Raw genomic sequence first — 25,530 nt, forward strand, 5'->3', positions numbered from 1 at the left:
TCCGGCATGGCCCATGGCAGGGAGGCCTGATGGAACCATCCACCCTCGGAGAACGGCTCGAGCACCGCGACGCCAGCCGCTTCGTCGGTCGCGACCGCGAGCTCGCGTTCCTCGAGAGCCTGCTCGGCGACGACCCCGAGGCGAGCGTCGTCTTCGTCCACGGCCCGGGCGGGATCGGCAAGAGCACGCTGCTGCGTGAGCTCGCGCGCCGCGCCGGGCGCCATGACCGGCGCACCTGGTTCGTCGACGGCCGCCGCATGCCGCCCGCCCCCGGCGCGCTCGAGGCGGCGCTGCAGGGCGCGTCCGAGGACGAGCGCCCGCTGCTGCTCTTCGACAGCTGGGAGCGCATCTCGGCGGCCGGCGCGCACCTCCGCGCGCGGGTGCTGCCGTCGCTGCCCGCGCAGGCCGTCGTCGTCCTCGCCGGCCGTGCCGCTCCCGACCCCGACTGGTTCGCCGACGGCTGGGAGAGCATCGTCGCCGACATCGCGCTCGAGCCGCTGCCGGCCGACGAGGCCGGCGCGCTGCTCGGCGCCCACGGCGTCAGCCCCGGCCTCAGCGATCAGATCCTCCAGTGGGCGGAGGGCTCGCCGCTCGCGCTGGTCCTCGCCGCCGGCGCCGCGAGCGGCGACCCCGACTGGGCCGCCGACGGCCTCACCGACCGGCCGGAGCTCGTGCGCGCCCTGGTGCGCCGCGTCGCCCGGACCGAGCTCGACGGCGGCAACCTCGACGTCGCGGCCGTCGCCGCCCTGGCCCGCACGACCACGCGCGGCCTGCTGCGCGACGTCCTTCCCGACGTCGATGCCGATGCGGCCGAGGCGTGGCTGCGTTCGCTGACGTTCGTCGAATCCGCCGGCCCGGGCGTGACGCTGCACGACGTCGCCCGCCTCGCGCTGCGCGCCGACCTGCGCCTGCGGTCGCCCGAGCGGGAGGCCGAGCTGCGCCGCCGCATCGCCGACCACCTCCACGACCGCGCGCTCGCGGGCAACCCGTGGCTGCTCGTCGACCTCGCCGAGCTGCTCGACAACCCGACGATCCGCTGGGGCTTCGGCGCGGAGGCCAGCGTCGACCTGCGCATCGACCATCTGCGGCCCGGCGACGTCCAGGCCCTGCGCGGCCCGCTGCTGCGCCGCGGCAAGGCCGAGTGGTGGCCGCCGACCCGCGACCTCCTGCAGCGCGCGCCCGAGCGGGTCGTCGTCGCGCGCGACCGGCGCGACCGCATCGCCGGCTACACGATCGCCGTGACCCCCGACAACGCGCCCGCCGCCGCGGAGACCGACGCGGTCCTCGGCCGCTGCCTCGCGTATGCGCGGGAGCGCTTCGAGGACGGCAACGTGCTCATCTGGCGCGACGCGATCGACTTCACGACCGGTCCCGAGGGCGACATCGGCTCACCCGTCCTGTCGCTGATGAACACCGCGGCGATGCTGCGCTCCGGCCTCGCCAGCCCACGCCGGATGATGCTGCCGATCGACCCGGAGAACGCGGCGGCCGTGGCGTTCTCGCAGGCCACGGGCGGCGTGCGGATCCACGAGCTCGACGTCGAGATCGCCGGCCTGCGCCAGGAGTGCCACATCGTCGACACCGGCCCCGCCGGCGTCGTCGGCGGCCTGCGCGCCGCCATCTACGGTGAGCTCGGCCTGCCGGCGCCCGCGCCGCAGCGGGCGCCCGCGCGCGGCGGTCCGCAGGTCGACGCCGAGACCGTCCGCGACGCCCTGCGCGCCGCGCACCGGCCGCTCGAGCTCGCTCGGAGCCCGCTCGCCACCGGCTCGACGCCCGCCGAGCGCGCCGCCTCGGTGCGCGCGCTGCTCGACGAGTCCGTCGATGCCGCGTTCGGCGCGTCGGCCGACGAGCAGCTGCTCGCCCGCATCATCCGCCGCGGTTACCTCGACGCCGGCTCGAGCCACGAGGCGGTCGCCGACGAGGTCTTCCTCTCCCGCGCGACGTACTTCCGCCGCCTCCGCCAGGCCACGGCGCGGGTCGGCGCGTGGGTGCTCGAGCAGCGCGTCGACTGACCGTCAGACCCGCGCGGCGATCGCCGCGGCGAGCCGCCCCGGCGCCCCCGAGTTCGTCTCGAGGTACAGCGACGGCTCGGTCAGCTCGACCTCCACGACGAGCGGCTCGCCGCCCGGTCCCGGCAGCAGGTCCACCCGCGCGTAGAGCAGCGAGCCGAACCGCTCGGCGACGACCGCCATGACGTGCTCGCCGAGCTCGAGCTCGGCGGCCGACGGCTCACGCGGCCTGATGTCCTCCTCCAGGAACAGCCCGTCGACGGTCCGGCGCTCGCCGACGAGCATGGGGCCCTTGCGGATCGCGTGCGACCAGCGCCCGCCGAGGTACAGGAGCGCCGTCTCGCCCGCCTCGTCGACGCCTGCGACGTAGGGCTGGAGCATCGCCGTGCGCCCCGCCTCGTGCAGCCGCGTGACGTGCGCGGCGGCGGCGTCCGGGTCGGCATGCCGGCCGGTGTCGAGCGAGCCCGCGGACACGGCCGGCTTGACCACGACCTCGCCGGAGAGCGCGGCGGCGTCCGGAGCCCCGCCGGGTTCGACGAACGTCGTCGGCACGACCGGCAGGCCGGCGGCGGCGAGCTCGGCCAGGTAGCGCTTGTCGATGTTCCACTCGAGCACCGCGGCGGAGTTGGCCAGGCGCGGCACGCCGTGCGCCCACGCCAGGAACGCGTCGCGCCGGGTGATGTAGTCCCACGTCGAGCGCACGACGACGAGCGCGAACGCGTCCCAGTCGACCGCCGGATCGGTCCAGACCGCGGGCACCGCCTCGATCCCGTGCTCCGCGAGTGCGGGGATGACGAGCCGCTCCGGCTCGTCGAGCGCCGGCAGCTCGGCGCAGGTGGCGAGCGCGACGCGGCTCAGTACGTGTGCGTGCGCTCGAACTCGATGTTCTCGTGACGCTCGCCGATGACCTGCGCCGCGATGAACCCGAGCAGCACGTTGACCAGCAGCGGGAAGAAGATGAAGAACACGCCCACGAGCCCGAGGGTCATCTGCGCAGCGACACTTATGGCGAACATCGGGCCGGAGAATACCCGGCGGCGCGGCCGGGCGCGGCGTGGCCCCGGCGGCGCCGGCCGCCCAACGCGACGCAGACGGTCGCCTGCACACGTAGATTCCCCGCCCATGGCCGACGCTCCCCCCGAGCTGTGGCTCGCCCGTCACGGCGACACGGCGTGGACGGTCTCCCGCCAGCACACCGGCACGACCGATCTCGAGCTCAACGAGGCCGGGGTCGACGCGGCCCGGGCGCTGCGCTCCAAGCTCGACGGCCGGCGCTACGACCTCGTGCTGTCCAGCCCGCTGCGCCGCGCGCTCGACACCGCGCACCTCGCGGGCTTCGAGCCGGAGGTCGAGGCGCGCCTGCGCGAGTTCGACTACGGCGAGTACGAGGGCGTCACCACCGCGCAGATCCACGAGACCCGGCCGGACTGGGACCTGTGGCGCGACGGAAGCCCCGGCGGGGAGACGCCCGACGACGTCGGCCGGCGCATGGACGAGGTCATCGCGGACATCCGCGACCGGGCGGGCGAGCGGGCCCTCGTCTTCGGCCACGGGCATGCGCTGCGCGTGCTGACGGCGCGCTGGCTCGGGCTCCCGGCGGCCGAGGGGCGTCGCTTCCTCCTTGGGCCCGCGGGGGTCGGCGTGCTCGGCAGCGAGCACGGGGCGGCGGCCGTGGCGCGCTGGGGAGTCTGACCGCGCGCCGTTTGCCGCCCGGCGCGCCGCGGGTAGCGCATGGGCTGAAAACGTCCCACGGGAGGGAATGCCGATGAGCACCGGATTGATCATCGCGATCGTCGTGATCGTGGCCCTGGTCGTGCTTGCCGCGATCATGCTGATGCGCCCGCGCATGCAGCGCCGCGCAGCCGAGCGGCGGATGGACGAGCGCCGCAGCCTTGCAGCCGACCGTCATCGCTCGGAGGCCGAGCAGCGCGAGGCCCAGGCGCAGATCGCCGAGCAGGAGGCCCGCCGCGCCCGCGCCGAGGCCGAGCTGCACGAGTCGCGCGCGGAGCTGCACGAGAAGGGCATGGCCGACGACGCGCTCGGCGACCCCGACGACGCGCGCTTCCAGCGCGACCGCGAGCTGCTCGACGACCGCGACCCCGCGGCCGCCGAGACCCGCACCGATCCCACGCCGGCGCGCTCCGAGCGCGAGCGCCTGTCGTAGGAGCTCAGCGTCTCGCCGGCTTGGCGGCGCGCACGTAGGTGGTCTTCCTGACCGTCGAGCTGAGGTTGCCGGCCGTGTCAACGGCGCGGCCGGTGACCCGCAGCTTCGTCGACGTGCGGGACCTGGCCGCGACCGCCCTGCCCCGCTTGTTGAGCTTCACGCGCAGGATGTACGTCCGCATCTTCGACATCGTCACCCGCTTGCGGCCGACCTGCTTGCCGCGCAGGACCCTCAGCGTTGCCGTGCAGTCCTCGCTGCAGCGGGCGATGACGCGGATCCCGGAGCGCCGGGCGGTAGCGGCCTCGGTCCGCCGGTCGACGCGCAGCTGCAGCCGCGGCGCCGTGGAGTCCTTCGCGCTGATCGGCGCCGTCCCCTTGACGGGCGCGCCCGCGGCCGGCGGGGCCGCCGGAGGGTTCCCAGCTCCGCCGGCGCCCTGCGCCTGCGGATCCTCGGGTGGGGGCGGGGGCGCCGCCGGGGCGGGGACGAGCTGTCCGGTGACCGGGTCGAGCACGCCGAGCACGATGCCCGTGACCGTCGTGACGACGCCGGTGACCGGGTCGGCCGACGAGCCGGGCGGCAGCGACGGGGGCGCGGGCAGCTGCGCGGCGGCCATGCCTGGGGCGGCGAGCGCGGCGCCGACCGCCGTCACCGCGACGAGGGCAACGCGATGGTTCATGGAGTCCTCCTCCGTGGACAGGTGAACATGCGGCCCGTCTCGCAACCGTCGACCCGAAATGACGTCCATCGATCACCGCCATGCTGTGTCCTCGACCACTCGAAATCCCAGGGGGATTCCTTCGGGTCTGCGTCCTTGCCTGGCGGCGTCGCTGGACGCCCTTTCGAGCCGACGGTCACGGGACGGACCGCCGCGCCCGGCGTACCCGAGGTCCGAGCGCCCGAATCCCGGGCGGTCGTCTACGGTTCGCCGGATGGGTGATGTCTGGGGGCCGGAGTGGCGGGAGCGGGCGGCGTGAGCGGGTGGATCGCCGAGCAGGCCGCGGAGATCACGGCGCGCGCGGAGCGCGAGCTCGAGGCGCTCGTGGCGGTGTCCTCGCCGTCGGGCGACGTGCACGGCGCGGAGGAGTGCATCTCCGTGGCGAGCGCCCTGGCGCCGGCCGCCGCGGCGAGCGAGCGCCTGCCCTGCTCGAGCCCCGGTCACGCCGAGGACCTCGTCCTGCGCCTGCCCGGCACCGGCGCCCGCCGGATCCTGCTGCTCGGCCACCTCGACACGGTGGTCGCCCACGAGGACCACCGGCCGCTGCTGCGCGAGCAGGACCGGCTCGTCGGCTCGGGCGCCGTCGACATGAAGGGCGGCGACGTGGTCGCGCTCGGCGTGCTCCGCGCGCTCGCGCTGCGGCCGCACGACTTCGCCGAGGCGGCGCTGCTGCTGGTCTGCGACGAGGAGTGGCGCAGCGCGCCGTTCACCCACGTCGAGCGCTTCGAGGGCTGGGATGCGTGCCTGTGCTTCGAGGCCGGCCAGCTGACGCCCGACGGCGACGAGGCCGTCGTCGTCCGCCGCAAGGCGGCCGGCACGCTGCACGTCCGCGCAGTCGGCGCCTCGTCGCACTCCGGCTCGGCGCCCGAGCGCGGCCGCAACGCGCTGCTGGCGCTCGCCGCCGCCGCGCAGGCCGTCGCGGAGACTCACGACCCGTCCGGCCCGGATCGACTGACCGCGGTGCCGACCGTCCTGCACTCCGGCGACGCGTTCAACGTCGTGCCGTCGGGCGGCGAGCTGTTCTGCGACCTTCGCTCGGACCGCACGGCGGCCTTCCACGACGTGCTCGGCCAGGTGCCGCGCGAGGTCGGCGGCGCGGAGCTCCACGCCGAGTTCGCCCGCATCTGGCCGGCGATGGACGCCCGCGAGGAGACCGCGCCGCTGCTGTCCGCAGCGGCCGAGCGCCTCGGCCGGCCGATCGTCGGCGCGGGCCGCGGCGGCGCCAGCGACGCCAGCCACTTCGCCCCGTCGATCCCCCTGACCGTCGACGGCCTCGGCCCCCGCGGGGGCGGCGCCCATGCGCCGCACGAGTTCGTCCTGCGCGCGTCGCTGCGCTCCCGGGCCGAGGTCGCGCTGGCGGTCGTCGACGCGCTGCTGGCGTAGCGGCGCCCGCCGCCGATGGCGCTCCCGCCGGCCACTCATGCCGATGTGAACGCGGGCCCGGCGCGCAACTTGCGGTCAGCGCGCGCAGCGCGCGGCGGACCCCGCCCCGGTCGCCTCTCCGTCGGGGCGCTACGCGGCGAGCAGCTCGGTCGTGCCGCCGTGGACGAGCGCGGCGTAGCGCCCGCCGAGGGCGAGCAGCTGCTCGTGGGTGCCGCGCTCGGCGACGCGCCCGCCGTCGAGCACGACGATCTGGTCCGCGCGGCGGACCGTCGACAGGCGGTGCGCGATGGCCACGGTGGTGCGGTGGGCGGCGAGCTCGTCGAGCGCCTCCTGCACCGCGCGCTCGGTCTCGGTGTCCAGCGCGCTGGTCGCCTCGTCGAGGATGAGCACCGGCGGGTTGCGCAGCACGGTGCGCGCGATCGCGATGCGCTGCTTCTCGCCGCCGCTGAACCGGTAGCCCCGCTCGCCGACCGTCGTCTCATAGCCCTCGGGCAGCGAGGCGATGAGGTCGTGGATGCGGGCGGCGCGGGCGGCGGCCTCGAGCTCGGCGTCGGTGGCGTCGGGACGCGCGAAGCGCAGGTTCTCCGCGATGGTCGCGTGGAAGAGGTAGGTCTCCTGCGAGACGAGCCCGATGGTCGCCGCGAGCGAGTCGAGCGTCGCGTCGCGGACGTCGACGCCGTCGATGCGCAGCGCGCCGCGCTCGGCGTCGTAGAGCCGGGCCAGCAGGTAGCCGAGCGTCGTCTTGCCCGCGCCGGTCTCGCCGACGACGGCCAGCGTCGTGCCGGGCGGAACGTCGATCGTCACGCCGCGCAGCGTCCACGGGGCGTCGGGCGCGTAGCGGAACCAGACGTCGTCGAACGCGACGTGGCCCCCGCGCGGGACGAGCTCGGTGGCGCCGCCGCGGATCTCCACGGGCAGGTCGAGGTACTCGAAGATGCGGTCGAAGAGCGCGAGCGAGCTCTGCACCTCGACGCCGACCGACAGCAGCTGGCCGATCGGCATGAGCAGGCGCGTCTGCAGCGTGGTGAACGCGACGACCGTGCCGATCGAGACCGCGTCGGGGGAGAGGCCCGCGAACAGGTAGACGAGCGCCGGCATCACCGCGAACGAGGTCTGGATCGTCGCCATGACCCACCGGCCGGCCATGCGGCTGCGAACCTCGAGGTGGGCCAGGCGCTCGGACTCTCCGCTGAAGCGCTCGGCCAGCTCGGCCGAGCGGCCCATCGTCTTGCCGAGCAGGATGCCCGACACGGAGAGCGACTCCTCCACGAGCGTGGAGATGTCGGCCATGGTCTCCTGCCGCTTGGAGGTGATCCGGCGGCGCTCGCGGCCGACGCGGCGGCTGAGCCAGACGAACACCGGCAGGATCGCGAGGGAGAGGCCGGCCAGCAGCGGGTCGAGCAGCACCATCGCGACGATCGTGGCGGTGACCGTGGTGACGTTGGAGACGATCGAGGTCGCCGTCGACGTGACGACCGACTGGACGCCGCCGATGTCGTTGGCGATGCGCGACTGGACCTCGCCGGTCCGGGTCCGCGTGAAGAACGCGAGCGGCAGGCGCTGGAGGTGGCGGTAGACCTTCGCGCGCAGGTCGTGCATGACCTGCTGGCCCACGAGGGTCGACAACCAGGTCTGCGCGACGGAGAGCGCGCCGGTGACGATCGCCACCGCGATCATGCCGCCGACCAGCCACGCGAGCAGCTGGGTGTTTCGTTGCGGCAGCGCGGTGTCGAGCACGTCCCGGAGGAGGAACGGCGACACCATCGAAATCCCTGCTGAGAGGACGATCAGGCCCAGGACGACGGCCAGTCGGCCGCGGTATGGGCGAAACAGGGAGGCGATGCGCACATGAGCATTCTATCCCAAATAGTTGAGATCACCAACTGTTACGGGAAACGCCCCGACCGCGGTTATGGAAAACGTCTCGCCGTCCGTTGCGCTACAGTTCGCGCCGTCGAATGACCAACGCCGAATGCTTGCCGTTCCGCCGGCAAGCAGCGGGGGACCCATTGGCCGTCCAGTACGGCCCGGGGCGAATCACCGGCATGACGCCGGCGTAGCGCTGCTCTTTCTGCGCGAGCCCGACAGCTAACCCCGCAGGCACGGAGAAAGAGAAAGGGACCGTCCTGCAGTGCCTCACATACGCTTCTTTGCCGTAGCCGCGGTGACGGCTGGTGTTGTCTCGCTTCCCGCCGTCGTCGTCCCGCAGACCGCGCTCGCCGCCAAGTTCGGCGCCCGCACGCTCGCCACCGGCATGTCCGGCGGCGACGTCAAGACCGCCCAGATCCTGCTGCGCCGTGCGGGTGACGCCACGCTGACCGCCGACGGCGAGTTCGGCCCCGCCACCCGCCGCGCCGTCCAGCGCTTCGAGTCGACGGCGGGCCTCCCCGCCAACGGCCGCCTCGAGACGACGGAGGCGCCCATGCTGCGCACCGCGGCCGCCACGGCGGTCGCGCAGCGCCGCTCGGCCATGACCGCGTCCGGCGACACGGTCCCGGCCGACGACCCGCTGAGCGGGGCCGGCGGCGCCTCGCCGACCGCGACGACCCCCGCGCCCGCCGTCGAGGTCCCCGGCGCGAAGGCGGTGCTCAACGCCGACGGGACGGCCACCGCGCCCGCGAGCGCCCCGCCGGAGGTCAAGGCGATCATCGCGTCGGGCAACGAGATCGCGAGCAAGCCGTACCGGTACGGCGGCGGCCACGGCAGGTGGATCGACAGCGGCTACGACTGTTCGGGCTCGGTGTCGTACGCGCTGCACGGCGCCGGCCTGCTCGACCAGTCGATGCCCTCGGGCAGCTTCACGACGTGGGGCGAGTCCGGCGACGGCACGTGGGTGACGATCTACGCCAAGGGCAGCCACATGTACATGGTCGTCGCGGGCCTGCGGTTCGACACGTCCGGGGCGCGCCCGTCGCGCTGGCAGAAGGACATGCGCTCTTCGTCGGGCTACACGATCCGCCATCCGGAGGGTCTCTAGGCCCCAGGTCTGCGCGGCCGTGGCAGGGTAACGGCCGCGTGTGGGCCGGCGGCCGGGGCGCTCCCGCACGCCCCGGCCGCCGGTAACTTCTCCGGCGTGCGCCGCCGGGTCATGATCGCCGCCGTCCTCGTGCTGCTCGGCACGCTGCCGGCGGCGGCCCGGGCGGCCGACCCCGGCCGCTGGGTGCAGACCTCGCTGTCGGAGATCCCGATCGAGTACTACCAGGGGATTGCGCCGGACACGGCGGCCGGACGGTTGCTCTTCGACGGCGTCTACGTCGGCGGGTACCGCACGGACCTCGAGCTGCGGGAGCAGGCGCGCAACGCGAACCTGCTTCCGCTCGCCGTCACCGCGAGCGAGGGCTTCAACCACCTCGGCGATCCGACCTTCACCGGCGGACGGCTGATCCTGCCGCTCGAGTGCTACACGCCGGGCGCCCCGAACGCGGGCAACACGTGCGGACGCGGCGCCTTCGGCGTGGCCGACGCGAACCTGACCTGGCTGGGGCGCACGCTGCTGGACCCCGCGGACGTCCCGAAGGCGATGTGGGTCGAGGCGTCGCCCGACGGGCAGCTGCTGTGGACGTCGGCGGGACAGGACCTGCTCGCCTACAGGACGAGCGACGTGCAGCCGGCCGCCGGCGACGTGCCGATCAGGCCGGTGCGGCGGCTCCCCGGCGCGGTGCCGCCGAGCGGGATCACCGGAGCGGCGTTCTTCGGCGGGCGCCTGCTGCTCGCCGGTCAGGGGACCGGACCGTTCCAGGTCTGGTCGGTGGACCCCGCCACCGGGGCGCGCCGCCTGGAGATCGAGCGGACCTGGGCGGGCGAGTCCGAGGGGCTCGGAGTCGTCGATGCGCTCGGCGGCTGGCTGCACTGGATGATCCAGCCGCTGGATCCGCAGGGCCGCACGCCGACGTTCGGCACCGGCCACGGCGAGCTCGTGAGCTTCGTGCCGCGCGCGGCGGCGCGGCTGCGGTTGCAGGTGCGGACGGGCGCGCGGGGCCGGCTCATCGTGACGGCGAGCCTGCGCTTCGCCGGCAGCGCGCACCCGGTCGCGGGCGCGCGCGTGCGCGCCGGCGGCGCCTCCGCGCGGACGGACGCCCGCGGGCGGGCCGTGCTGCGCGTCGGGGCCCGCCGCTCCTCTCCGCTGCGCGTGACCGCGACGAAGCCGCCGCTGCGCCGCGGCCGTCTGGTGATGCGCGCCGGGCGCGGGTAGCGGGCGCCCGTGGCGCCGGCCCCACTGACCGTCCTGTACGACGCCGACTGCGGCTTCTGCCGCTTCTGCGTCGCGCGGCTGCTCGACTGGGACGTCCGGGCCCGGCTGCGGCCGGTCGCGATCCAGTCGGCCGAGGGCCAGGCGCTGCTCGCCGGCATCCCGGTCGGCGAGCGGCTGCGCTCGGCGCACGTCGTGGACGCCGCCGGCCGGATCCACTCCGGCGGGACGGCGGTGTCGGTCATCGCCGACGAGCTGCCGGCCGGGGCGCCGGTCGCCTGGCTGGCGGGCCGCCTGCCCGCGCCGACCGAGCTCGCCTACCGCTGGGTGGCCGACCATCGCACCGGCCTGAGCCGCCTCGTGCCGGGCGCCCTCAAGCGCGGGGCGCAGGCGCGCATCGACCGGCGCGCCGCGGTGCGCTGACGCCGCGCCGTCCGCCGATCACCGAAACGCCGGCCACACCTTCTCGACGAAGAGCTCGAGCTGCTTCTTCCAGGCGTCCGGCGGCAGGATGCCCTGACTGAAGAAGTTCCACACGAGCCACTCGAGCTCGCCGTCACCGTGGATGCGGTGCAGGTCGTCGAGCTGGAACTTGACCTCGTCGGGGGTGCCGACGAGCGCGTGGCGCACCTCCATCAGCCGCCGCGTGCACGCCGCCTCGTCGGCGAACATGACCGGGCGGTCCGGGGCGTCCTCCGGCGTGCGGAAGGCCTCGGTGAAGCCGCCGAACAGGCTGAAGTACTGCTGCCACTCGTAGCCCATCGTGCGGGTGGCGACGTCGAAGGCCTCCTCCGTGGTGTCCCCGAGCGCCACCCCGCGCACCGCCGCGATCTTCGCGCCGAGCCGGCGCGGCTTGCCCAGGCGCTCGGTCTCGGTGCGGTAGAACTCGCACAGCTCGCCGAACTTCTCGGGGCGGCCCTCGGCGAGCATGAGCGTCATGTCGTGCTCGACCGCGGTGCGCAGCGTCTCCTGCGAGATCCCGAACGGCATGAACAGCTCGGGCCGCCGGCACGTGTACATGGGCGGCACCGTCCCGATCTTGCGGATCACGCCCTCGTCGTCGATCTCGCCGTCAGCGCCGTAGCGGCGGGTCCAATCGGGCGCCGCCCACCCGCGCACGCCCTCGTCGTAGGGGAACGGCACCTGGTAGTGCTCGCCGCGGTAGTCGAAGACGTCGTTGTCCCACGCCTTGAGGACGACGGCCAGGTGGTCGTTGAAGATGGCGCGGTTGCGCGCGTCGCCGTTGTCGGTCGGCTCCCAGGCGGCCGCTCCGCGACCTTGGGTGAGGACCTGGATCCAGCGCTTCTGGTACCCGCGGGCGAACCCGACGGCGATCCGGCCGGGATACAGGTGGTCGAACAGCGCGACGTCCTCGGCGACGCGCAGCGGGTCCTGGGCCGAGAGCACGACCGAGAGCGGGATGAACGTGATGCGCTTCGTCAGCCCGGCGAGGTGGCTGAACATGAGCAGCGGGTTGGGGTTGCCCTCGCCGCCCTCGGTGTGGAAGTGGTGCTCGGTCGTCGCGAAGGCCGTGATGCCGTAGTCGTCGGCGAGCTGCGCCAGCCCGCGGAGCTCCTGCACCATCATCTGGTAGCGCTCCGGGTTGCGGCCGACCGGGCGAAGGGCGACGCGCTCGTCGCTCGTCGCCGGCACGGTCGGCATGGCGAACACGGTTACCTTCATCGCTGAGCCCTCTCCTCTTCCGCTCTGGAAGGCAAGAGAGTACACTCATTTCCGGTCTTGGCGAGGAGAGAGAACATGGTCGCAGCGACGACGGAGCGGAGGGGCCATGGCGATTGAGCCGGTCCCGCAGGGGACGAACTGGGGGCGGTGGGGAGCCGACGACGAGCGCGGCGCGCTGAACCACCTCGACGGCGAGACCGTCCTGGCCGGCACGCGCGCGTGCCGCGCGGGCAAGGTCTATCCCCTCGGGCTGCCGATCGGCCGCACCGGCGTGCCCAGTGTCGAGTACCGCGGCCCCGCGCAGCGGCTGACGCTCATCAACCACACCGACGAGGAGATGCTCGAGGCCTTCGGGGGCGGCGGCGGCGTGGGGTCCCACGAGGACATGCTCATCATGGGCTCGCACACCGCCACGCACATGGACGCGCTCGCCCACGTCTACCACGGAGCCACGATGTACAACGGCTTCCCGTTCGACGGCATGAGCTCCTTCGGCGGAGCCCGCCACTGCGGCATCGACAAGGCCGGACCGGTCGCGACGCGCGGTGTGCTCGTGGATGTCGCCGCCGCGCAGGGCGTCGACTGCCTCGAGCCCGGGCACGTGATCAGCGGCGAGGAGCTGCGCGCCGCGCTCGACGCGCAGGGCACCGAGCCGCGCCGCGGCGATGCCGTGCTGATCCGCACCGGATGGCTCGAGCGCTTCTACGCGACCGGGCAGCAGATGTCCTTCGAGCAGCCGGGCCTCGGCCTCGAGGCGGCGCGGCTGCTCGCCGATGCGGACGTGACGATCGTCGGCGCCGACAACACCGCGGTCGAGGCCATGCCGTTCGACGGCGGCGAGTTCATGGTCGTCCACGTGGAGCTGCTGTCGCGGCGCGGGATCTACCTCGTCGAGCACCTCGACCTCGCCCAGCTCGCGCGCGACGCCTGCCGGGAGTTCCTCTTCGTGGCCTGCCCGCTCCCGGTCACCGGCGCCACCGCCAGCCCCGTCAACCCCGTGGCCATCGGCTAGCGACAAATCGCGCAAAGAGTGCTCTCTTCTTCCCTGCCGTTCCTCGACGTCGACGAGCCGGGCTTCGCCGACGACCCCCTGGGCGCCATCGCCGAGGTCCGGGCCCACGGTCCCGTGGCGCGTAGCCGCCGGGGCCTCGAGCTCCTCTCGCACGACCTCGTCCATGGGGTTTTCCGCGACGACCGCATCACCCCGCCGCGCCGCGACGAGTTCCTCGCCCGCGGGGCCGGCGAGCTGGTGGCGCAGTTCATCGACGACGGCGTCAAGTCCTTCATGGCGCCCGAGCCGCACCGCCGCTCGCGCCGCATCTTCGGCCAGGCGTTCCGCGGCCAGCGCATCGACGCGCTGCGGCCGCGCATGCGCGAGATCTCCCACGAGCGCGTCGACGGATTCGCCGAGCGCGGGGAGTGCGAGTTCGTCGCCGACTTCGCCGACGGGCTGTCGATGACGGTGCTGTGCGAGCTCATCGGGTTGCCCGCCGAGGACATGGCCGAGGTGCTGCCCCACACCCAGGACGTCGAGCTGATCCTCGCCGACCCGCTCGCGCCGGTGGTCCCGCGCATCGAGGAGGGCATCCGCGCCCTGACCGCCTACACCGAGCAGCTCGTGGCGCAGCGGCGCGCGGCGCCGCGCGACGACGTCATCGGGATCCTCATCGCCGCCGAGGGGACGGAGGGGCGGCTGTCGCCGGGCGAGCTGACGGCCGGCATCGTCGACCTGATGTTCGCCGGCATCAACACCACCCGCATCCAGCTGTCGTCGGTGGTCCGGGCACTGGTGGTGAACGACGTGTGGGGCCGGCTGCGCGACGACCCCGAGCTGATCCCCGCCGCCCTCGAGGAGGCGATGCGGATCTACCCGTGCATCCACTTCGTGCATCGGCTGGTCCGCGAGCCCGGGGTCGAGCTCGGCGGCGTCTCGCTCGAGGTGGGCGAGCACGTCGTGCCGAACATGCTCGCCGCCAGCCGCGACCCGGAGCGCTTCGAGGACCCGGACCGCTTCGTGATGGAACGCGGCGAGCCCGCCTACCTGATCGGCTTCGGGTTCGGCCTGCACCACTGCCTGGGCCATGCGTTCGCGCGGGCGACGATGCAGGAGGCCCTGGCGGTGCTCACGCAGCGCCTCGCCGATCCGCAGATCGCCGGCCCGCTGCACCTCGGTCCCGGGCACGGCGCGTCGATCAACGGCGTCGAGGAGATGCCGCTGCGGTTCAGGCCGGCAGGCTGACGCTGCCGGGCGGCCCCGGCTCGCTGAAGTCCATCCGGTACCGGCGCAGGTCGAGCCGGCTGATGCGCCAGCGACCGTCGACGCGCCGGTACTCCTCCTCGTACCAGCCGTAGGCCCGTACCTCTCGGTCGCCGAAGGCGAGGAAGTCGAAGAGCAGCCAGCGGCCCGTCGCATGATCGCTGTCGACGATGTCGATCACCGGCATCGAACCGTGGTGGACGGTGATCGGGTCGCGGACCGCGGCCTCGATGAACGCGGCGATGGCCGGACCGCCCACCACGACGGTCTGCTGCGGTGTCGGTGTGCCCCGCGCGGCGTGCAGCGCCATCTCGGCGGTCATGTCGAAGACCGCGTCATCGGTGAAGAGCTGCGCGACGCCCTCCCAGTCCTTGCCGTCGATCGTCCAGAAGTACTGGGCCTTGAGCTGCTTGATCTCCTCGATGGCGAGGAGCTTGTCGATGGGGTCCACGGGTGTTCTCCTCAGTTGGTCGCGGCCGCGGGCGGCGCCGAGTCGTACGGCTGGGCCGCGAGCCGCGGGTCGGCGGCGATCGCGTCGGCGTCCGCGCCGGCGAGCAGGCCGGCCATGTCGCCGAGGATCTCGTCGTGCTGGAGCGCGGGATCCTCGCCTCGTCCGTCCAGCATGGTGACCTGCACGAACACCCCGAACTCCAGGGCCACCGGCCCGCCTCCGTCCCGCCGTCCGGCTTCCCTTGACCAGAGATAAGTATACTCAAACCATGTTGAAGCCGCTCTTGGCGCGGCCGCTGCCGGGCCACGTGCAACGAGAGCACCGGGCCGGGGGATACACCGACGACGCGCTCCCGGCATTCGTCCTCGCGCGCGCGGCCGACCGGTGGCCCGCCTACGAAGCCGTGGTCGACCTCACCTCGGGGGAGCCGGCTGCGGTCATCACGTACGCGGACCTCGCATCGGAGGTCGAGCGGTTGGCCGGCTTCCTGCGTGCCGCGGGCGTCGGGCCGAACGACGTGGTGCTCAGCCAGATGCCGAACCGCCGCGAGGCGCTCGTGCTCTCCTGGGCCGCGTTCCACCTCGGCTGTGTGCTCGCGCCCGTCGTCGACATCTACCGCGAGCACGAACTGACGGCGATCGTGCCCATGGTCACCCCCGAGGCGGTCATCGCGGTCGCCGAGCACCGGGACGAGCGCTGTGCCGAGGCGCTCGACGCCGTGCTCGCCGCCTGCGGCGCGCAGCCGCGCGCGCGGGTCGTCGTCGGGGGCGAGGCCGCGGGGTGGACGCCGTGGGAGCAGGCGACCGCGGGCCCGGCCGGTGCTGCGCCGCATCCCGGCGATCCGGACGCGCCGGTCCTCGTGCTGTTCACCTCGGGAACGACCTCGGCGCCGAAGGGCGTCGTGCACAGCGCGCGCACGCTGATGGCCGAGTCGCGCCAGCTCGCGCTGGCCTACGGCATCACCTGGCGCGACCGCGTCCACGACCCGTATCCGCTCGCGCACATCGCCGGCCTCGAGTACGCCACCACCATCTCGGCGCTGACCGGGAGCACGGTGCTGCTCTCGCGGATGACCGGCCAGCGCCGCGCCGCGCGGGAGGTCGTCGAGCACGGCGCGACGTACGCCGCCGGCCCGACCGGCATGGTCCCGCTGCTCGTCGAGGAGTTCCGAGCGGCGGGGGTCGAGCGCGCGCCGCTGCACACGTTCGTCTGCGGCGGCACGACCGTGCCGCGGGTCCTGATCGAGCAGGCCGAGGCGGTCGGGATCGGCGCCATGCGGGTCTACGGCCTCACCGAGCAGCCCTCGGTCACGGCTCCGAGCGCCGGCGACTCGGCCCGCGACCGCTACGAGACCGACGGCCCGATCGCGCCGGGCGCCGAGTGCGAGGCGGTCGACCCCGCGACGCGCGAGCCGCTCGCCCCCGGGGTGGAGGGCGAGCTGCGGGTGCGGGGGCCGGAGCGCATGCTCGGCTATCTCGACGAGGCCCAGACACGAGCCCAGATCGACGAGGAGGGGTGGTTCTACACGGGCGACCTCGGCGTCGTGGACGAGCGCGGCTGTGTGACGATCACCGGGCGGATCAAGGACATCATCAACCGCGGCGGCGAGAAGTTCTCGGCACGCGACATCGAGGACGTCCTCGTGGCCCACCCGGCGGTGGCCGAAGCGGCGGTCGTCGCCGCACCCGACGAACGGTACGGCGAGGTGCCCGCCGCGTTCATCGTCGCCGCCGAGCCCGGCGCGGCCCTCACGGGCGACGAGCTGGCGGCGTTTCTGGCCGAGCGCGGCCTCGCGCGCCAGAAGACGCCGGACCAGTGGCACCTCGTCGCGAGCCTGCCGATGACGTCGTTCGGAAAGGTCAAGAAGTTCGAGCTCCAGGATCGGCTGCGCGACTCGGCGAGCGCGGCGGGAACGTGGACCTGAGGCTGGCCGGCGCGGCGGTGCTCGTCACCGGCGGCACGAAGGGCATCGGCCGCTCGATCGCCCGGACCTACGCCGAGGAGGGGGCCCGGGTCGCGGTCACGTACGCGCGCGACGAAGCCGCGGCGGCCGTCACGGCCGCCTCGCTGCATGAACGCTCGCCGGAGTCCTACGCGGTGCAGATGGACCTCGGCGAGCGTGCGTCGATCACCGCGGCCGTGGCGACCGTCGCCGAGCGCTTCGGCGCGATCGACGTCCTGGTCGCCAACGCCGTGCGGTGGCCGGCCGGCGTGGGTCGCTTCGCCGACGTGGACGCGGGAGTGTGGGAGGACGCGCTGCGCACGAACCTCGAGGGCACGGCCGCGACGGTGCGATCGGCATGGCCGCTGCTGGCGGCGTCCGAGCGAGGCGGACGGATCGTGCTGATCGGAAGCGGTGTGACGCGCCACGGGGCGGTCGCGACGAGCGCCTACGCAACGGCGAAGTCGGCGCTCGAGGGCCTCGCCTCCGCGCTGAAGTGGGAGGGCGGCGAGTCCGGGATCCTCGTCAACGTCGTGGCCCCCGGCCTGACCGTGACCGAGGGGAACCTGGAGCGCTTCCCCGACGAGGGCCGCGACCGGTTCCGCGCCGCGACGCCCAGCGGGCGGCTCTCGGTGGCCGACGACGTCGCTCCGGCCGTGGCGTTCCTCGGCAGCCCGGCCAACACGAACATCACCGGCGCCTACCTCCCCGTCGCCGGCGGGCGCGACTAGGTCCGCCTCCGGCGGGCGGCGCGTCAGGCGCCGGCCGACAACGGGATCGGCAGACCTCGTCGGTGGCCTGCAGGCTGTGGACGAAGCGACCGATGCCGATCTGCACGGTGATGAGCTGCACGATCTGCTTCTCCGTGAAGTGCCGGTGCAGTTCGGCGTAGTCACTGTCGCCGACCGCGAGAAGGCGGCGGTGCGTTTCGCTCGCAGGACGGCCATGGGCCGCCTTCGGGTGCATCATGGCAGATCCGTATACTCAATCGTCGGGTTGTCTTGCGATGGGTGAGCCACGTTCCTCCTCGGAATCCGGTCACGGGCCGCTCCTCGGGCTGATCGTCCTCTGGGCCCTCGCGACCGGTTCGTCGTTCGTGTTCCTCCACGGCGCCCAGCGCGGGCTGGGCTACATGGTCGTGCTGGACCTGGCGTTGTGGGTCGCCGCGCTCAGCCTCGGCGTGGCACGGCTGGCGCTCGGCGATCGCAGCCCCCCGCTGCCGCGCCGTGCCTTCGGCCGGCAGGTCGTCCTGGTGCTGGTCACCACCTGCGCGGCGTACACGCTGATCTCCTGGGCGCAGTCGCGCAGCTCGGCGACGACCACCCTCATCGTGGTCGCCACCGTGCCGCTGTTCGGTGCGGTGCTCGCCCGGCTCACCCCGCCCCACGAGGCGGTCTCGCGCATGGGCGCAGCCGGGCTTCTCGTCGGTCTGGCCGGCGTGGCCATCGTCGCGGGCGGTCCCGGGGACGCGACGGCGGCCGGGCTGATCGCGGTCGTGCTCGCCACCGTCTGCTTCGCCGGCGGCTTCGTGGTCGGCAAGCGCCTGTGCGAGGAGGCCGGCGGCCAGAGCAGCCTCGGGTTGGCCTTCCGTCACGTGTGGCTGGCGGCGGCCGTGCTGACGCCGCCCGCGGTGGTCCAGGCGGCGGCGACGACGCAGGACGTCACGGCGGTGAACCTGCTCTACGTCCTCGGCCTCGGCGTCATCGGCTTCGGCTACGTCTACTTCATGTACTACCTCGTGCTGCGCCGGACCACGGTCGCGCACGCATCGCTCGTGAGCTACCTGCAGCCGGTGGTCGGGATCCTGCTCGCGTGGATGCTGCTCGACGAGGGCATCCGCGGCGCTCAGTTCGCGGGGATCGCACTGATCCTGGTGAGCGTCGCGATCGTCGACGCGGTCCGGCGCCGAGAGTCGATGGCCGCCGCGCCGCCGCCGTCGCCCGCCGGCCGGTGACCAGCGCGGGCTGTGGCCGGATCGATCGTGGCGATCGGGGGCCGCGGCGCTACGGCGTGAGGACGATCTTCAGCGCCTCGCGGCGGTCGTAGAGCGCGTACGCCTCGGCCGCCTGGTCGAGCGCCATGTGGTGGGTCACGAGCGGGCGCGGGTCGAGACGGCCGGTGGACAGCAGGCCGAGGACCGCGTCGATGTGGCCGAGCACGTTCGCGTGCCCGGCGGCGATCGTCAGCGACTTGATCCAGGCCAGGCCCAGATGGACCTCCGCGGGCGCGGCGTGCACGCCGATGAGGTTCACGGTGCCGCACTTGGCCGCGAGCCGCACCGCGAGGTCGAGCGCCTGCGGGCTGCCGACCGCCTCGACGACGAGCTGCGCCCCGCGGCGCTCGGTCAGCCGCTTGACCTCGTCGCGCGGCGACTGCTCGGTGAGGTGCACGGGGATCGCGCCGAAGGAGCGCGCCGTCTCCAGGCGGGACGCGACCGTGTCGACCGCGATGACCTGCGCGGCGCCCGCCACGAGCGCCGCCTGCACCGCACACAAGCCGACCGGCCCGAGGCCGAGGACCACGACGCTGTCGCCGGGCACGACCGCGGTCGCGGCGTGGTAGCCGGTCGCCATCACGTCGCCGGCGAACAGCGCGACGTCGTCGGACAGGCCGTCGGGGACGCGGCGCAGTGTGAGGTTCGCGTCGGGCACCACGGCGAGGTCGGCCTGCGTGCCGTCGAGCGACCCGAGCAGCGCGCCGTGACCGAACGTGCGCGAGCGGTCGCACTTGTGAAACAGGCCGCGGTGGCAGAGCCAGCAGGTGCCGCACGCGGTCTGGAAGCCGCCGACGACCCGGTCGCCCACGGCGACGCTGCGCACGGCGGCGCCCGCCTCCACGACCTCGGCGACGTACTCGTGGCCGATGGTGAAGCCCGGCTCGATCTCGATGCGCCCGTGGTAGATGTGCAGGTCGCTGCCGCAGATGCCGGTCGCGCGGATGCGGATCAGCGCCTCGCCGGGATCGCGCAGCTCGGGCTCGGGCTTGTCGACCACGCGGACGTCGCCCGCGGCGTGGAAGGTGACGGCACGCATCAGGTCCTCCTGGTGGGGTTCATCGCCCGCGCCACTGCGGCTCGCGGCGTTCGAGGAAGGCGGTCATGCCCTCGACGCGGTCCTCGGTGGCCATGGACTGCTCGTACAGCCGGCGCTCGAGCGACAGCCCGATGCCGATCGGCCCCTCGTCGGCGCCGAGCACGGCGCGCTTGGCGAAGCGCACCGCGAGCGGCGGGCGCTCGGCGATCGTGCGCGCGAGGTCAAGGGCCTCGTCGAGCCACGCGCCGGGCGCGGCGACCCGGTTGACCAGGCCCATCGCGTGGGCCTCCGCCGCGTCGAAGCGCCGGCCGGTCAGCACGAGCTCCATCGCGCGCTGCTTGCCGGCGACGCGCGCGAGGCGCTGGGTGGCGCCGCCGCCGGGGATGATCCCGAGCGTGATCTCCGCCTGCGAGAAGACGGCGGTCTCGGAGGCGACGATGAGGTCGCACGACAGCGCCAGCTCGCAGCCACCGCCGAACGCGTAGCCGGACACCGCGGCGACCAACGGTAGGCCGATCGCGGCGATCCGCGGCCAGAAGCGCGCCGTCGGATGGGTCAGGGTCTCCTGGAAGGACCGCGCGCGCATCGCGGGGATGTCGGCGCCCGCGGCGAAGGCGACCTCGTCACCCGCGACGACGATCGCGCGCACCCCGTCGGTCCGGTCGAGCGTCTCCAGGACCGTCGCCAACTCCTCCATGAGCTCGGGCGACAGGGCGTTGCGCGCGCCGGGCCGGTTGAGGCGGGCCAGCGCGACGTGGCCCTCGCGCTCGACCAGGACGGGTGGGGAAGGCTCGGCCGACACGGCGCGAGAAGAGTAGCCTAAATGTGGGCGTCCAGGTCCGGGTTCCACTCCGGCGCGCGGCCGTCGGCGAAGGCCCGCGGGCCCTCGAGGAAGTCCGGGTGCGACCATTGCAGCCGGATGAGCGACCACCCGTGGCGCAGCGCGGCCTCGTAGCTCATGTCGAGCGATCCCCAGATCGCCTGCTGCGTCAGCGTGGTGGCGCTCGGCGAGTTGGCGGCGATCGACCGGGCGATCCCCATCGCCGCCTCGAGCGCCTGGCCCTTGGGCACGAGCTCGTCGACCAGGCCGAGCTGGTAGGCCCGCTCGGCGCCCAGCTTGAAGTCCGGCCCCTGCAGGCTCATGCGCAGCGCCGTGCCGAGCGGCAGCCGCTTCGCGAGCCCGATGTTCTCGATCGCGCCGACCATCCCGATGTTCGTGTGCGTGTCGATGAACCGGGCGTTCTCCGAGGCGACGATGATGTCGGCGTCGACGACGAAGTGCAGGCCGCCCCCGGCCACGGTGCCGTTGACCGCCGCCACCACGGGCTTCCAGACGCGGTTGTGGCGCGCCGACCAGAAGACCTCCTCCTCGAAGGGGCGGTTGTGCGCGACCGCGCCGCCGGAGCCCGACACGACGCCGACGTCGACGCCGGTGCAGAAGTGCCGGTCGCCCGTCCCGGTGACCACGACCGCGCGGACGTCCTGGTCGGCGCGCACGTCCTCCCAGATCGCGCGCAGCACCGGTCCCATCGCGGCGTGGAACGAGTTGCCGCGGTCCGGCCGGTTGAGCGTGATCAGCGCGATCGCGTCGGCCTTGTCGTAGAGCACGCCGTCCAGCGGGCCCGAGAGATCGATGTCGTGCCAGTCGGGAAGCTCGGCGAGGCCCATGGACGTCTCCTGGTCGTTGCTGCGGATGGCCGGCGGACCGGGAGGATCCCGCGGACGCCGGGCTGCAGGCAACCTCCCGCTGCGCTGCTCGTTGACAGCTTGAGCGAGATCAGGATACTTTATCTGCCGTCCGGGGGTGTCCCGCCCCACCGCACCGGAATGCCGGAGCCGCCGTGAAGATCTACATCCACTCCGTCTTCCTGGAGCCGACGTGGCTGGTTGGCGTCGCCCGGCGGGCCGAGGAGCTCGGCTACCACGGGTTCACCGTCAGCGACCACCTGCTCTACCCGAAGGACCTCATGTCGCGGTATCCGTACGGGGAGGAGCCGTTTCCCTCGACGTCGCCGTGGCCCGACATCTGGGTGACGGTCGGCGCGCTCGCCGGGGCCACGACGCGGCTGCGCTTCCTCAGCTGCATCTACCTCGCGCTCGCCCGCCCGCCGGTGGCCGTCGCGAAGGCGGTCGGCACCGCGGCGATCCTCTCCGGCTACCGCGTGGACTTCGGGATGGCCGTCGGCTGGATGCGCGAGGAGTTCGACCACATGGGCCAGGACTTCGCCACGCGCGGCCGACGCCACGACGAGATGGTCGATCTCGTGCGCGAGATCTGGACGGGCGACTGGGTCGAACACCACGGCCGCTACTACGACTACGAGCCGTTTCGCGTCATGCCCGCCCCCGACCGGCCGATCCCGATCCTCGGCGGCGGCGACTCGGAGGTCGCGATGCGCCGCTCCGTGCTGCTCGACGGCTGGCTCGGCTCGCGCTGGTATGCGGCGGACGAGGCGGCCGAACAGGTCGAGCGCATGCACGCCTACCGCCGCGAGGCCGGCACCGACGGCGCGGACTTCCAGATCTTCATCTCGCTGGACCACTCACCGACGCTCGAAGAGTGCCGGCGCTTCGAGGATCTCGGCGTGACGGCGCTGTGGACGCACCCGTGGACGCCGGTCGGCGAGCCCACGAAGGCGCCCGAGCCGACGCTCGAGCAGGTCATGCAAGGCATGGAGGACTACGCCGATCGGGTGGTCAGCCGGCTGTGAGCCCCACGAAACCCTCGCCGGGCGCCATCGTCCACCCGTCCCCGGACCGTCTGAAAGGACCGCCGTGAAGGTCACCCTCTTCGCCATGCCGACCGTGCCCGCGACCAACGAGGAGCGCGAGGCGCTGCGGCCCATCGGGCGCAGCACCGAGCGCTACCAGGTGATGCTCGACGAGCTGCGGACCATCGTGCGTGCGTGCGACGACCTCGGCTACACGGCGTTCGCCACCACCGAGCACCACTTCCACACCGAGGGCGGGGAGGCGAACCCCAACCCACTGCTGATGTTCGCCCACCTCGCGGCGCTCACGAAGAACCTGATGTTCATCCCGACGTCCATCGTGCTCACGGCCGCCGACCCGATCCGCACCGCCGAGGACGTCGCGCTGTTCGACCAGATGTACCCGGGGCGCGTCGGCATCTGCTTCGCCCGCGGCTACCAGAAGCGCTGGCTGCAGGTGCTCAGCCAGCGCGGCAACGTCACGTCGTGGGCCAGCGAGGAGTCCGACCGCCAGAACCGCGCGATCTTCAACGAGCACCTCGAGGTCCTGCTGAAGGCGTGGACGAGCGACGCCTTCGACTATGAGGGCGAGCACTACCAGGTGCCCTATCCGCGGGAGGGCATCACCGGCTGGGCGGCGCCGGACTGGACGCGCCGCTTCGGCGCGGACGGCGAGATCGACGACGAGGGCGTCATCCGCAAGATCGGCGCGATCCCGCGGCCGTTCCAGGACCCGCATCCCCAGGTCTTCCTGCCGTACAACGGCTCGCCGGCCACACTGGAGAACGCGGCGCGGCGCGGGTTCGTCCCGATCATCACGGAGGGCCGTGCCGATCCGTTCGCCGAGGCCTGCCGGACCTACCGCGACGTCGCCGCCGAGTCGGGGCGGGAGTTCGGCATCGGCGAGAACGTCGGCGCCGTCCGCTGCATCGCCCTGGGCGATACCTACGACGAGGCGTTCGAGATCGCGGTCAGGACCGCCGGCTACGAGTGGCACAACTACTTCGAGCTGTTCGGCGGCGCCACCGAGGCGTTCCGGATCCCCTCGGACCCGCCGGGGATGATCCGCTTCGAGGACGAAGCCGAGTGCACGCAGCGCATGATCGACGTCGGTCACGCGCTCGTCGGCACCCCCGACGACGTGCGCGAGCAGCTCGGCGCGCTGCACCGCTGCCACGGCGACGGGGAGCTCGACTGGCTCGTCTGGACGTTCTTCGCCCAGGGGACGATGCCGCGCGAGGCGCAGATGCGCCAGCTCGAGCTCTTCGCGACGAAGGTCTGGCCGGACTTCCGATGAGCGCGGTGCCGTGGCGCTGACGGCGACCGCCCCGCCGCTGCCGGAGCACCTGGTGCGGCGCTGGACGGCGCAGGGGCTGCGCACGGAGCAGCGGCCGGGGTGGGTGCTCGAGCACGCGGCCCGCCGGCGCCCCGACGACGCGGCGATCATCACGGCGGACGGCCGCCACACCCTCGGGCAGCTGCGTGACCGGGCGGACATGATCTCGTGGGCCCTGGCGAACGGCGGCGCCGGCGCCGGCGACGTCGTCACGTGGTCGCTGCCCAACGGCGTGGAGGCGATCGCCACCGCCATCGCGATCTGGCGAATCGGCGCCATCAGCAACCCGGTCGTGCCGATCTACCGCGAGCACGAGCTCGCGTTCATCGCCGGTCAGCTGCGGCCCGCGGCGGTCATCTCGGCCACGGACGTCCGCGGTCGCGCGGGGTGTGAGGAGATGGATCTCGCGCTCGCCGCTGCCGGTCACGAGCCCCGCCTGCGCCTCGCGCTCGGCGCGCCCGCCGGCGGCGGCCGCTGGGCCCCGTTGCCGCAGCCCGATCCCGAGCGCCCGCCGCCCGCGCTGCCCGAGGATCTCGCGCCCGCGCCCGCGCACGCGCCGTGTCTCGTGCTCTACACGTCGGGCACGACCGCGCAGCCGAAGGGCGTCGTGCACAGCGGTTGCGCGCTCGTGCACGAGGCGTTCTCGATGCAGCGCGAATGGGGTCTGACCTATCGCGAGACGATGGTCATGGCGTCGCCGCTGCCGCACATCACGGGCATCCTGCAGGGGTTGCTCGTGCCCTGCCTGGCGGGGGCCCGGGTCCTGCTCACCGATCGCTGGGACCCCGAGGCGTGCGTCGAGCTCATCGAGCGCGAGGGCGGGACGTACATGGCGGGGGCCACCCCGTTCCTGCGCGGCGTCCTGGACGCGTACGCGGCCCGCGGACCGGGTCGTCCGCAGCTGCGCCAGTTCTGCTGCGGCGGCGCACCCGTGTCGCCTGCGCTCATCGAGGAGGCGCAGCGCGCGGGCATCGTCGCGCACCGCTCGTGGGGGCTCACCGAGCTGCCCAGCGCGACCTTCTCGCGGACCATCGACCCGCTGCGCCAGCGCGCGGAGACCGACGGGCGCCCGGGCGAGGGCATCGAGGTCGAGGCGGTCGACGACGAGCGCGCGCCGTTGCCCCGGGGCGCTGAGGGCGAGCTGCGGATCCGCGGGCCCGAGCGGATGGAGGGCTACGTCGACGCGGCGCTCAACGCCGGCGCGATGGACGACGACGGGTGGGTCTACACGGGCGACGTCGGGCTCGTCGATCGCGACGGGTGCGTCCGGGTGACCGGGCGGCTCAAGGACATCGTCAACCGCGGCGGCGAGAAGCTCAGCGCGCGGGAGATCGAGGAGCTGCTCGAGCGCCACGACAGCATCCGCGAGGCGGCCGTCGTGCCCGTGCCCGACGAGCGTCTCGGCGAGACCGTCGGCGCCGCCGTCGTGCTGCGCCCCGGCGACGTGCTCGACCTACCCGCCATTCTTCGGTTTCTTCGCGGGCTGGGGTTGGCGAGCCAGAAGCTCCCCGCCAGGGTTCAGGCCGTGAACGAGCTGCCCAGGACGCCCTCGGGAAAGCTGCAGAAGCACTTGGTCCTCCGCCAGCTCGGCGAGGAGGAGACCCGGAGAACTGGCGCGCGACAGTGACGGAAATCCGTACACTCAAAATCCAGGAGAA

26 protein-coding genes and 1 riboswitch are annotated in these 25,530 nt (G+C 73.6%); of the genes, 16 read left to right on the top strand and 10 right to left on the bottom strand.

Annotated elements, in window-relative coordinates; all coding sequences use genetic code 11:
- Positions 1-29 precede the first annotated feature (29 nt).
- On the top strand, positions 30-2,012 hold the full coding sequence (locus DSM104329_RS05845; protein WP_259314458.1) for an AAA family ATPase: 1,983 nt from the start codon (positions 30-32) through the stop codon (positions 2,010-2,012).
- Positions 2,013-2,015: 3 nt separating this feature from the next.
- Here the strand turns inward: DSM104329_RS05845 and DSM104329_RS05850 are convergent, their stop codons facing one another.
- A complete protein-coding gene (locus tag DSM104329_RS05850; RefSeq protein WP_259314459.1) occupies positions 2,016-2,768 on the bottom strand; it encodes an ATP-grasp domain-containing protein in 753 nt (250 codons plus the stop codon).
- Positions 2,769-2,863: 95 nt separating this feature from the next.
- Positions 2,864-3,025, bottom strand: a complete 162-nt coding sequence (locus DSM104329_RS05855; RefSeq protein WP_259314460.1) for a hypothetical protein — start codon at positions 3,023-3,025, stop codon at positions 2,864-2,866.
- 106 nt (positions 3,026-3,131) lie between these two features.
- Between DSM104329_RS05855 and DSM104329_RS05860 the strand changes: the two genes are divergently transcribed.
- Positions 3,132-3,701: a histidine phosphatase family protein gene (locus tag DSM104329_RS05860; protein ID WP_259314461.1), complete on the top strand. Its 570-nt coding sequence runs from the start codon at positions 3,132-3,134 to the stop codon at positions 3,699-3,701.
- Between the two features lie 73 nt (positions 3,702-3,774).
- Entirely contained in the window at positions 3,775-4,173 is a 399-nt protein-coding gene (locus DSM104329_RS05865) for a hypothetical protein (RefSeq protein ID WP_259314462.1), read from the top strand.
- Positions 4,174-4,177: 4 nt separating this feature from the next.
- Here DSM104329_RS05865 and DSM104329_RS05870 read toward each other — a convergent pair whose 3' ends face one another.
- On the bottom strand, positions 4,178-4,849 hold the full coding sequence (locus tag DSM104329_RS05870; protein WP_259314463.1) for a hypothetical protein: 672 nt from the start codon (positions 4,847-4,849) through the stop codon (positions 4,178-4,180).
- A 294-nt stretch (positions 4,850-5,143) separates the two neighbouring features.
- Between DSM104329_RS05870 and DSM104329_RS05875 the strand changes: the two genes are divergently transcribed.
- Complete coding sequence (locus DSM104329_RS05875; protein ID WP_259314464.1) at positions 5,144-6,271, top strand: M20/M25/M40 family metallo-hydrolase; 1,128 nt, start codon at positions 5,144-5,146, stop codon at positions 6,269-6,271.
- A gap of 129 nt (positions 6,272-6,400) precedes the next feature.
- Here DSM104329_RS05875 and DSM104329_RS05880 read toward each other — a convergent pair whose 3' ends face one another.
- On the bottom strand, positions 6,401-8,119 hold the full coding sequence (locus tag DSM104329_RS05880) for an ABC transporter ATP-binding protein (RefSeq protein ID WP_326924483.1): 1,719 nt from the start codon (positions 8,117-8,119) through the stop codon (positions 6,401-6,403).
- A 108-nt stretch (positions 8,120-8,227) separates the two neighbouring features.
- A riboswitch (cyclic di-AMP (ydaO/yuaA leader) is annotated at positions 8,228-8,388 on the top strand.
- Positions 8,389-8,435: 47 nt separating this feature from the next.
- Between DSM104329_RS05880 and DSM104329_RS05885 the strand changes: the two genes are divergently transcribed.
- From DSM104329_RS05885 to DSM104329_RS05895, 3 genes are all read left to right on the top strand, one after another.
- Positions 8,436-9,248 carry an NlpC/P60 family protein gene (locus tag DSM104329_RS05885; RefSeq protein WP_259314465.1) on the top strand — a complete coding sequence of 271 codons (813 nt, stop codon included), beginning with the start codon at positions 8,436-8,438 and terminating at the stop codon, positions 9,246-9,248.
- 96 nt (positions 9,249-9,344) lie between these two features.
- Positions 9,345-10,463 carry a hypothetical protein gene (locus tag DSM104329_RS05890; RefSeq protein WP_259314466.1) on the top strand — a complete coding sequence of 373 codons (1,119 nt, stop codon included), beginning with the start codon at positions 9,345-9,347 and terminating at the stop codon, positions 10,461-10,463.
- A 9-nt stretch (positions 10,464-10,472) separates the two neighbouring features.
- Complete coding sequence (locus DSM104329_RS05895) at positions 10,473-10,883, top strand: thiol-disulfide oxidoreductase DCC family protein (RefSeq protein WP_259314467.1); 411 nt, start codon at positions 10,473-10,475, stop codon at positions 10,881-10,883.
- Positions 10,884-10,901: 18 nt separating this feature from the next.
- Here DSM104329_RS05895 and DSM104329_RS05900 read toward each other — a convergent pair whose 3' ends face one another.
- Positions 10,902-12,143, bottom strand: coding sequence for an LLM class flavin-dependent oxidoreductase (locus DSM104329_RS05900; RefSeq protein WP_259314468.1), 1,242 nt, complete (start codon positions 12,141-12,143; stop codon positions 10,902-10,904).
- Between the two features lie 106 nt (positions 12,144-12,249).
- On the opposite strand from DSM104329_RS05900, the gene DSM104329_RS05905 reads away from it, so the two are divergent.
- Both DSM104329_RS05905 and DSM104329_RS05910 read left to right on the top strand, forming a co-directional pair.
- Entirely contained in the window at positions 12,250-13,155 is a 906-nt protein-coding gene (locus tag DSM104329_RS05905) for a cyclase family protein (RefSeq protein WP_259314469.1), read from the top strand.
- An 18-nt stretch (positions 13,156-13,173) separates the two neighbouring features.
- The gene (locus tag DSM104329_RS05910; protein WP_259314470.1) at positions 13,174-14,382 is read left to right on the top strand and encodes a cytochrome P450; all 1,209 of its coding nucleotides are present in this window, start codon (positions 13,174-13,176) and stop codon (positions 14,380-14,382) included.
- Here the strand turns inward: DSM104329_RS05910 and DSM104329_RS05915 are convergent.
- Both DSM104329_RS05915 and DSM104329_RS05920 read right to left on the bottom strand, forming a co-directional pair.
- Entirely contained in the window at positions 14,366-14,851 is a 486-nt protein-coding gene (locus DSM104329_RS05915) for a nuclear transport factor 2 family protein (RefSeq protein ID WP_259314471.1), read from the bottom strand. The two genes, DSM104329_RS05910 and DSM104329_RS05915, sit on opposite strands and share 17 nt — an antisense overlap.
- An 11-nt stretch (positions 14,852-14,862) precedes the next feature.
- The gene (locus DSM104329_RS05920; RefSeq protein ID WP_259314472.1) at positions 14,863-15,060 is read right to left on the bottom strand and encodes a hypothetical protein; all 198 of its coding nucleotides are present in this window, start codon (positions 15,058-15,060) and stop codon (positions 14,863-14,865) included.
- Between the two features lie 59 nt (positions 15,061-15,119).
- On the opposite strand from DSM104329_RS05920, the gene DSM104329_RS05925 reads away from it, so the two are divergent.
- The 4 genes from DSM104329_RS05925 to DSM104329_RS05940 all read left to right on the top strand — a co-directional run bounded on the left by DSM104329_RS05925 (position 15,120) and on the right by DSM104329_RS05940 (position 18,747).
- Complete coding sequence (locus DSM104329_RS05925; RefSeq protein ID WP_259314473.1) at positions 15,120-16,775, top strand: AMP-binding protein; 1,656 nt, start codon at positions 15,120-15,122, stop codon at positions 16,773-16,775.
- Complete coding sequence (locus DSM104329_RS05930; RefSeq protein ID WP_259314474.1) at positions 16,766-17,524, top strand: SDR family NAD(P)-dependent oxidoreductase; 759 nt, start codon at positions 16,766-16,768, stop codon at positions 17,522-17,524. Before DSM104329_RS05925 ends, DSM104329_RS05930 begins: the two co-directional genes overlap by 10 nt.
- Before the next feature lie 76 nt (positions 17,525-17,600).
- Complete coding sequence (locus tag DSM104329_RS05935; protein ID WP_259314475.1) at positions 17,601-17,807, top strand: hypothetical protein; 207 nt, start codon at positions 17,601-17,603, stop codon at positions 17,805-17,807.
- Positions 17,800-18,747: a DMT family transporter gene (locus tag DSM104329_RS05940; RefSeq protein ID WP_259314476.1), complete on the top strand. Its 948-nt coding sequence runs from the start codon at positions 17,800-17,802 to the stop codon at positions 18,745-18,747. The genes DSM104329_RS05935 and DSM104329_RS05940 overlap by 8 nt, the downstream gene beginning before the upstream one ends.
- Positions 18,748-18,796: 49 nt before the next feature.
- Here DSM104329_RS05940 and DSM104329_RS05945 read toward each other — a convergent pair whose 3' ends face one another.
- From DSM104329_RS05945 to DSM104329_RS05955, 3 genes are read right to left on the bottom strand one after another with little or no spacing between them, the layout of a single operon-like run.
- Entirely contained in the window at positions 18,797-19,825 is a 1,029-nt protein-coding gene (locus DSM104329_RS05945) for an alcohol dehydrogenase catalytic domain-containing protein (protein WP_259314477.1), read from the bottom strand.
- 19 nt (positions 19,826-19,844) lie between these two features.
- Positions 19,845-20,627 carry an enoyl-CoA hydratase-related protein gene (locus DSM104329_RS05950; protein WP_259314478.1) on the bottom strand — a complete coding sequence of 261 codons (783 nt, stop codon included), beginning with the start codon at positions 20,625-20,627 and terminating at the stop codon, positions 19,845-19,847.
- A gap of 17 nt (positions 20,628-20,644) precedes the next feature.
- Entirely contained in the window at positions 20,645-21,493 is an 849-nt protein-coding gene (locus DSM104329_RS05955) for an enoyl-CoA hydratase/isomerase family protein (RefSeq protein WP_259314479.1), read from the bottom strand.
- Between the two features lie 173 nt (positions 21,494-21,666).
- Here DSM104329_RS05955 and DSM104329_RS05960 point away from each other — a divergent pair, with 173 nt between their 5' ends.
- The 3 genes from DSM104329_RS05960 to DSM104329_RS05970 all read left to right on the top strand — a co-directional run bounded on the left by DSM104329_RS05960 (position 21,667) and on the right by DSM104329_RS05970 (position 25,499).
- Positions 21,667-22,536: a TIGR03619 family F420-dependent LLM class oxidoreductase gene (locus tag DSM104329_RS05960; protein WP_259314480.1), complete on the top strand. Its 870-nt coding sequence runs from the start codon at positions 21,667-21,669 to the stop codon at positions 22,534-22,536.
- A gap of 64 nt (positions 22,537-22,600) precedes the next feature.
- Entirely contained in the window at positions 22,601-23,833 is a 1,233-nt protein-coding gene (locus DSM104329_RS05965; RefSeq protein WP_259314481.1) for an LLM class flavin-dependent oxidoreductase, read from the top strand.
- A gap of 10 nt (positions 23,834-23,843) precedes the next feature.
- Complete coding sequence (locus tag DSM104329_RS05970; protein WP_259314482.1) at positions 23,844-25,499, top strand: AMP-binding protein; 1,656 nt, start codon at positions 23,844-23,846, stop codon at positions 25,497-25,499.
- Positions 25,500-25,530: the final 31 nt, after the last annotated feature.

The organism is Capillimicrobium parvum, from assembly GCF_021172045.1.
Taxonomy (GTDB): domain Bacteria; phylum Actinomycetota; class Thermoleophilia; order Solirubrobacterales; family Solirubrobacteraceae; genus Capillimicrobium; species Capillimicrobium parvum.

What these genes read in the sequence shown, in the direction of transcription:
- DSM104329_RS05845 (WP_259314458.1), top strand. Translation starts at nt 30, where the DNA reads ATGGAACCATCCACCCTCGGAGAACGGCTCGAGCACCGCGACGCCAGC.
- DSM104329_RS05855 (WP_259314460.1), bottom strand. Translation starts at nt 3,025, where the DNA reads ATGTTCGCCATAAGTGTCGCTGCGCAGATGACCCTCGGGCTCGTGGGC.
- DSM104329_RS05860 (WP_259314461.1), top strand. Translation starts at nt 3,132, where the DNA reads ATGGCCGACGCTCCCCCCGAGCTGTGGCTCGCCCGTCACGGCGACACG.
- DSM104329_RS05865 (WP_259314462.1), top strand. Translation starts at nt 3,775, where the DNA reads ATGAGCACCGGATTGATCATCGCGATCGTCGTGATCGTGGCCCTGGTC.
- DSM104329_RS05870 (WP_259314463.1), bottom strand. Translation starts at nt 4,849, where the DNA reads ATGAACCATCGCGTTGCCCTCGTCGCGGTGACGGCGGTCGGCGCCGCG.
- DSM104329_RS05900 (WP_259314468.1), bottom strand. Translation starts at nt 12,143, where the DNA reads ATGAAGGTAACCGTGTTCGCCATGCCGACCGTGCCGGCGACGAGCGAC.
- DSM104329_RS05905 (WP_259314469.1), top strand. Translation starts at nt 12,250, where the DNA reads ATGGCGATTGAGCCGGTCCCGCAGGGGACGAACTGGGGGCGGTGGGGA.
- DSM104329_RS05925 (WP_259314473.1), top strand. Translation starts at nt 15,120, where the DNA reads ATGTTGAAGCCGCTCTTGGCGCGGCCGCTGCCGGGCCACGTGCAACGA.
- DSM104329_RS05940 (WP_259314476.1), top strand. Translation starts at nt 17,800, where the DNA reads ATGGGTGAGCCACGTTCCTCCTCGGAATCCGGTCACGGGCCGCTCCTC.
- DSM104329_RS05945 (WP_259314477.1), bottom strand. Translation starts at nt 19,825, where the DNA reads ATGCGTGCCGTCACCTTCCACGCCGCGGGCGACGTCCGCGTGGTCGAC.
- DSM104329_RS05955 (WP_259314479.1), bottom strand. Translation starts at nt 21,493, where the DNA reads ATGGGCCTCGCCGAGCTTCCCGACTGGCACGACATCGATCTCTCGGGC.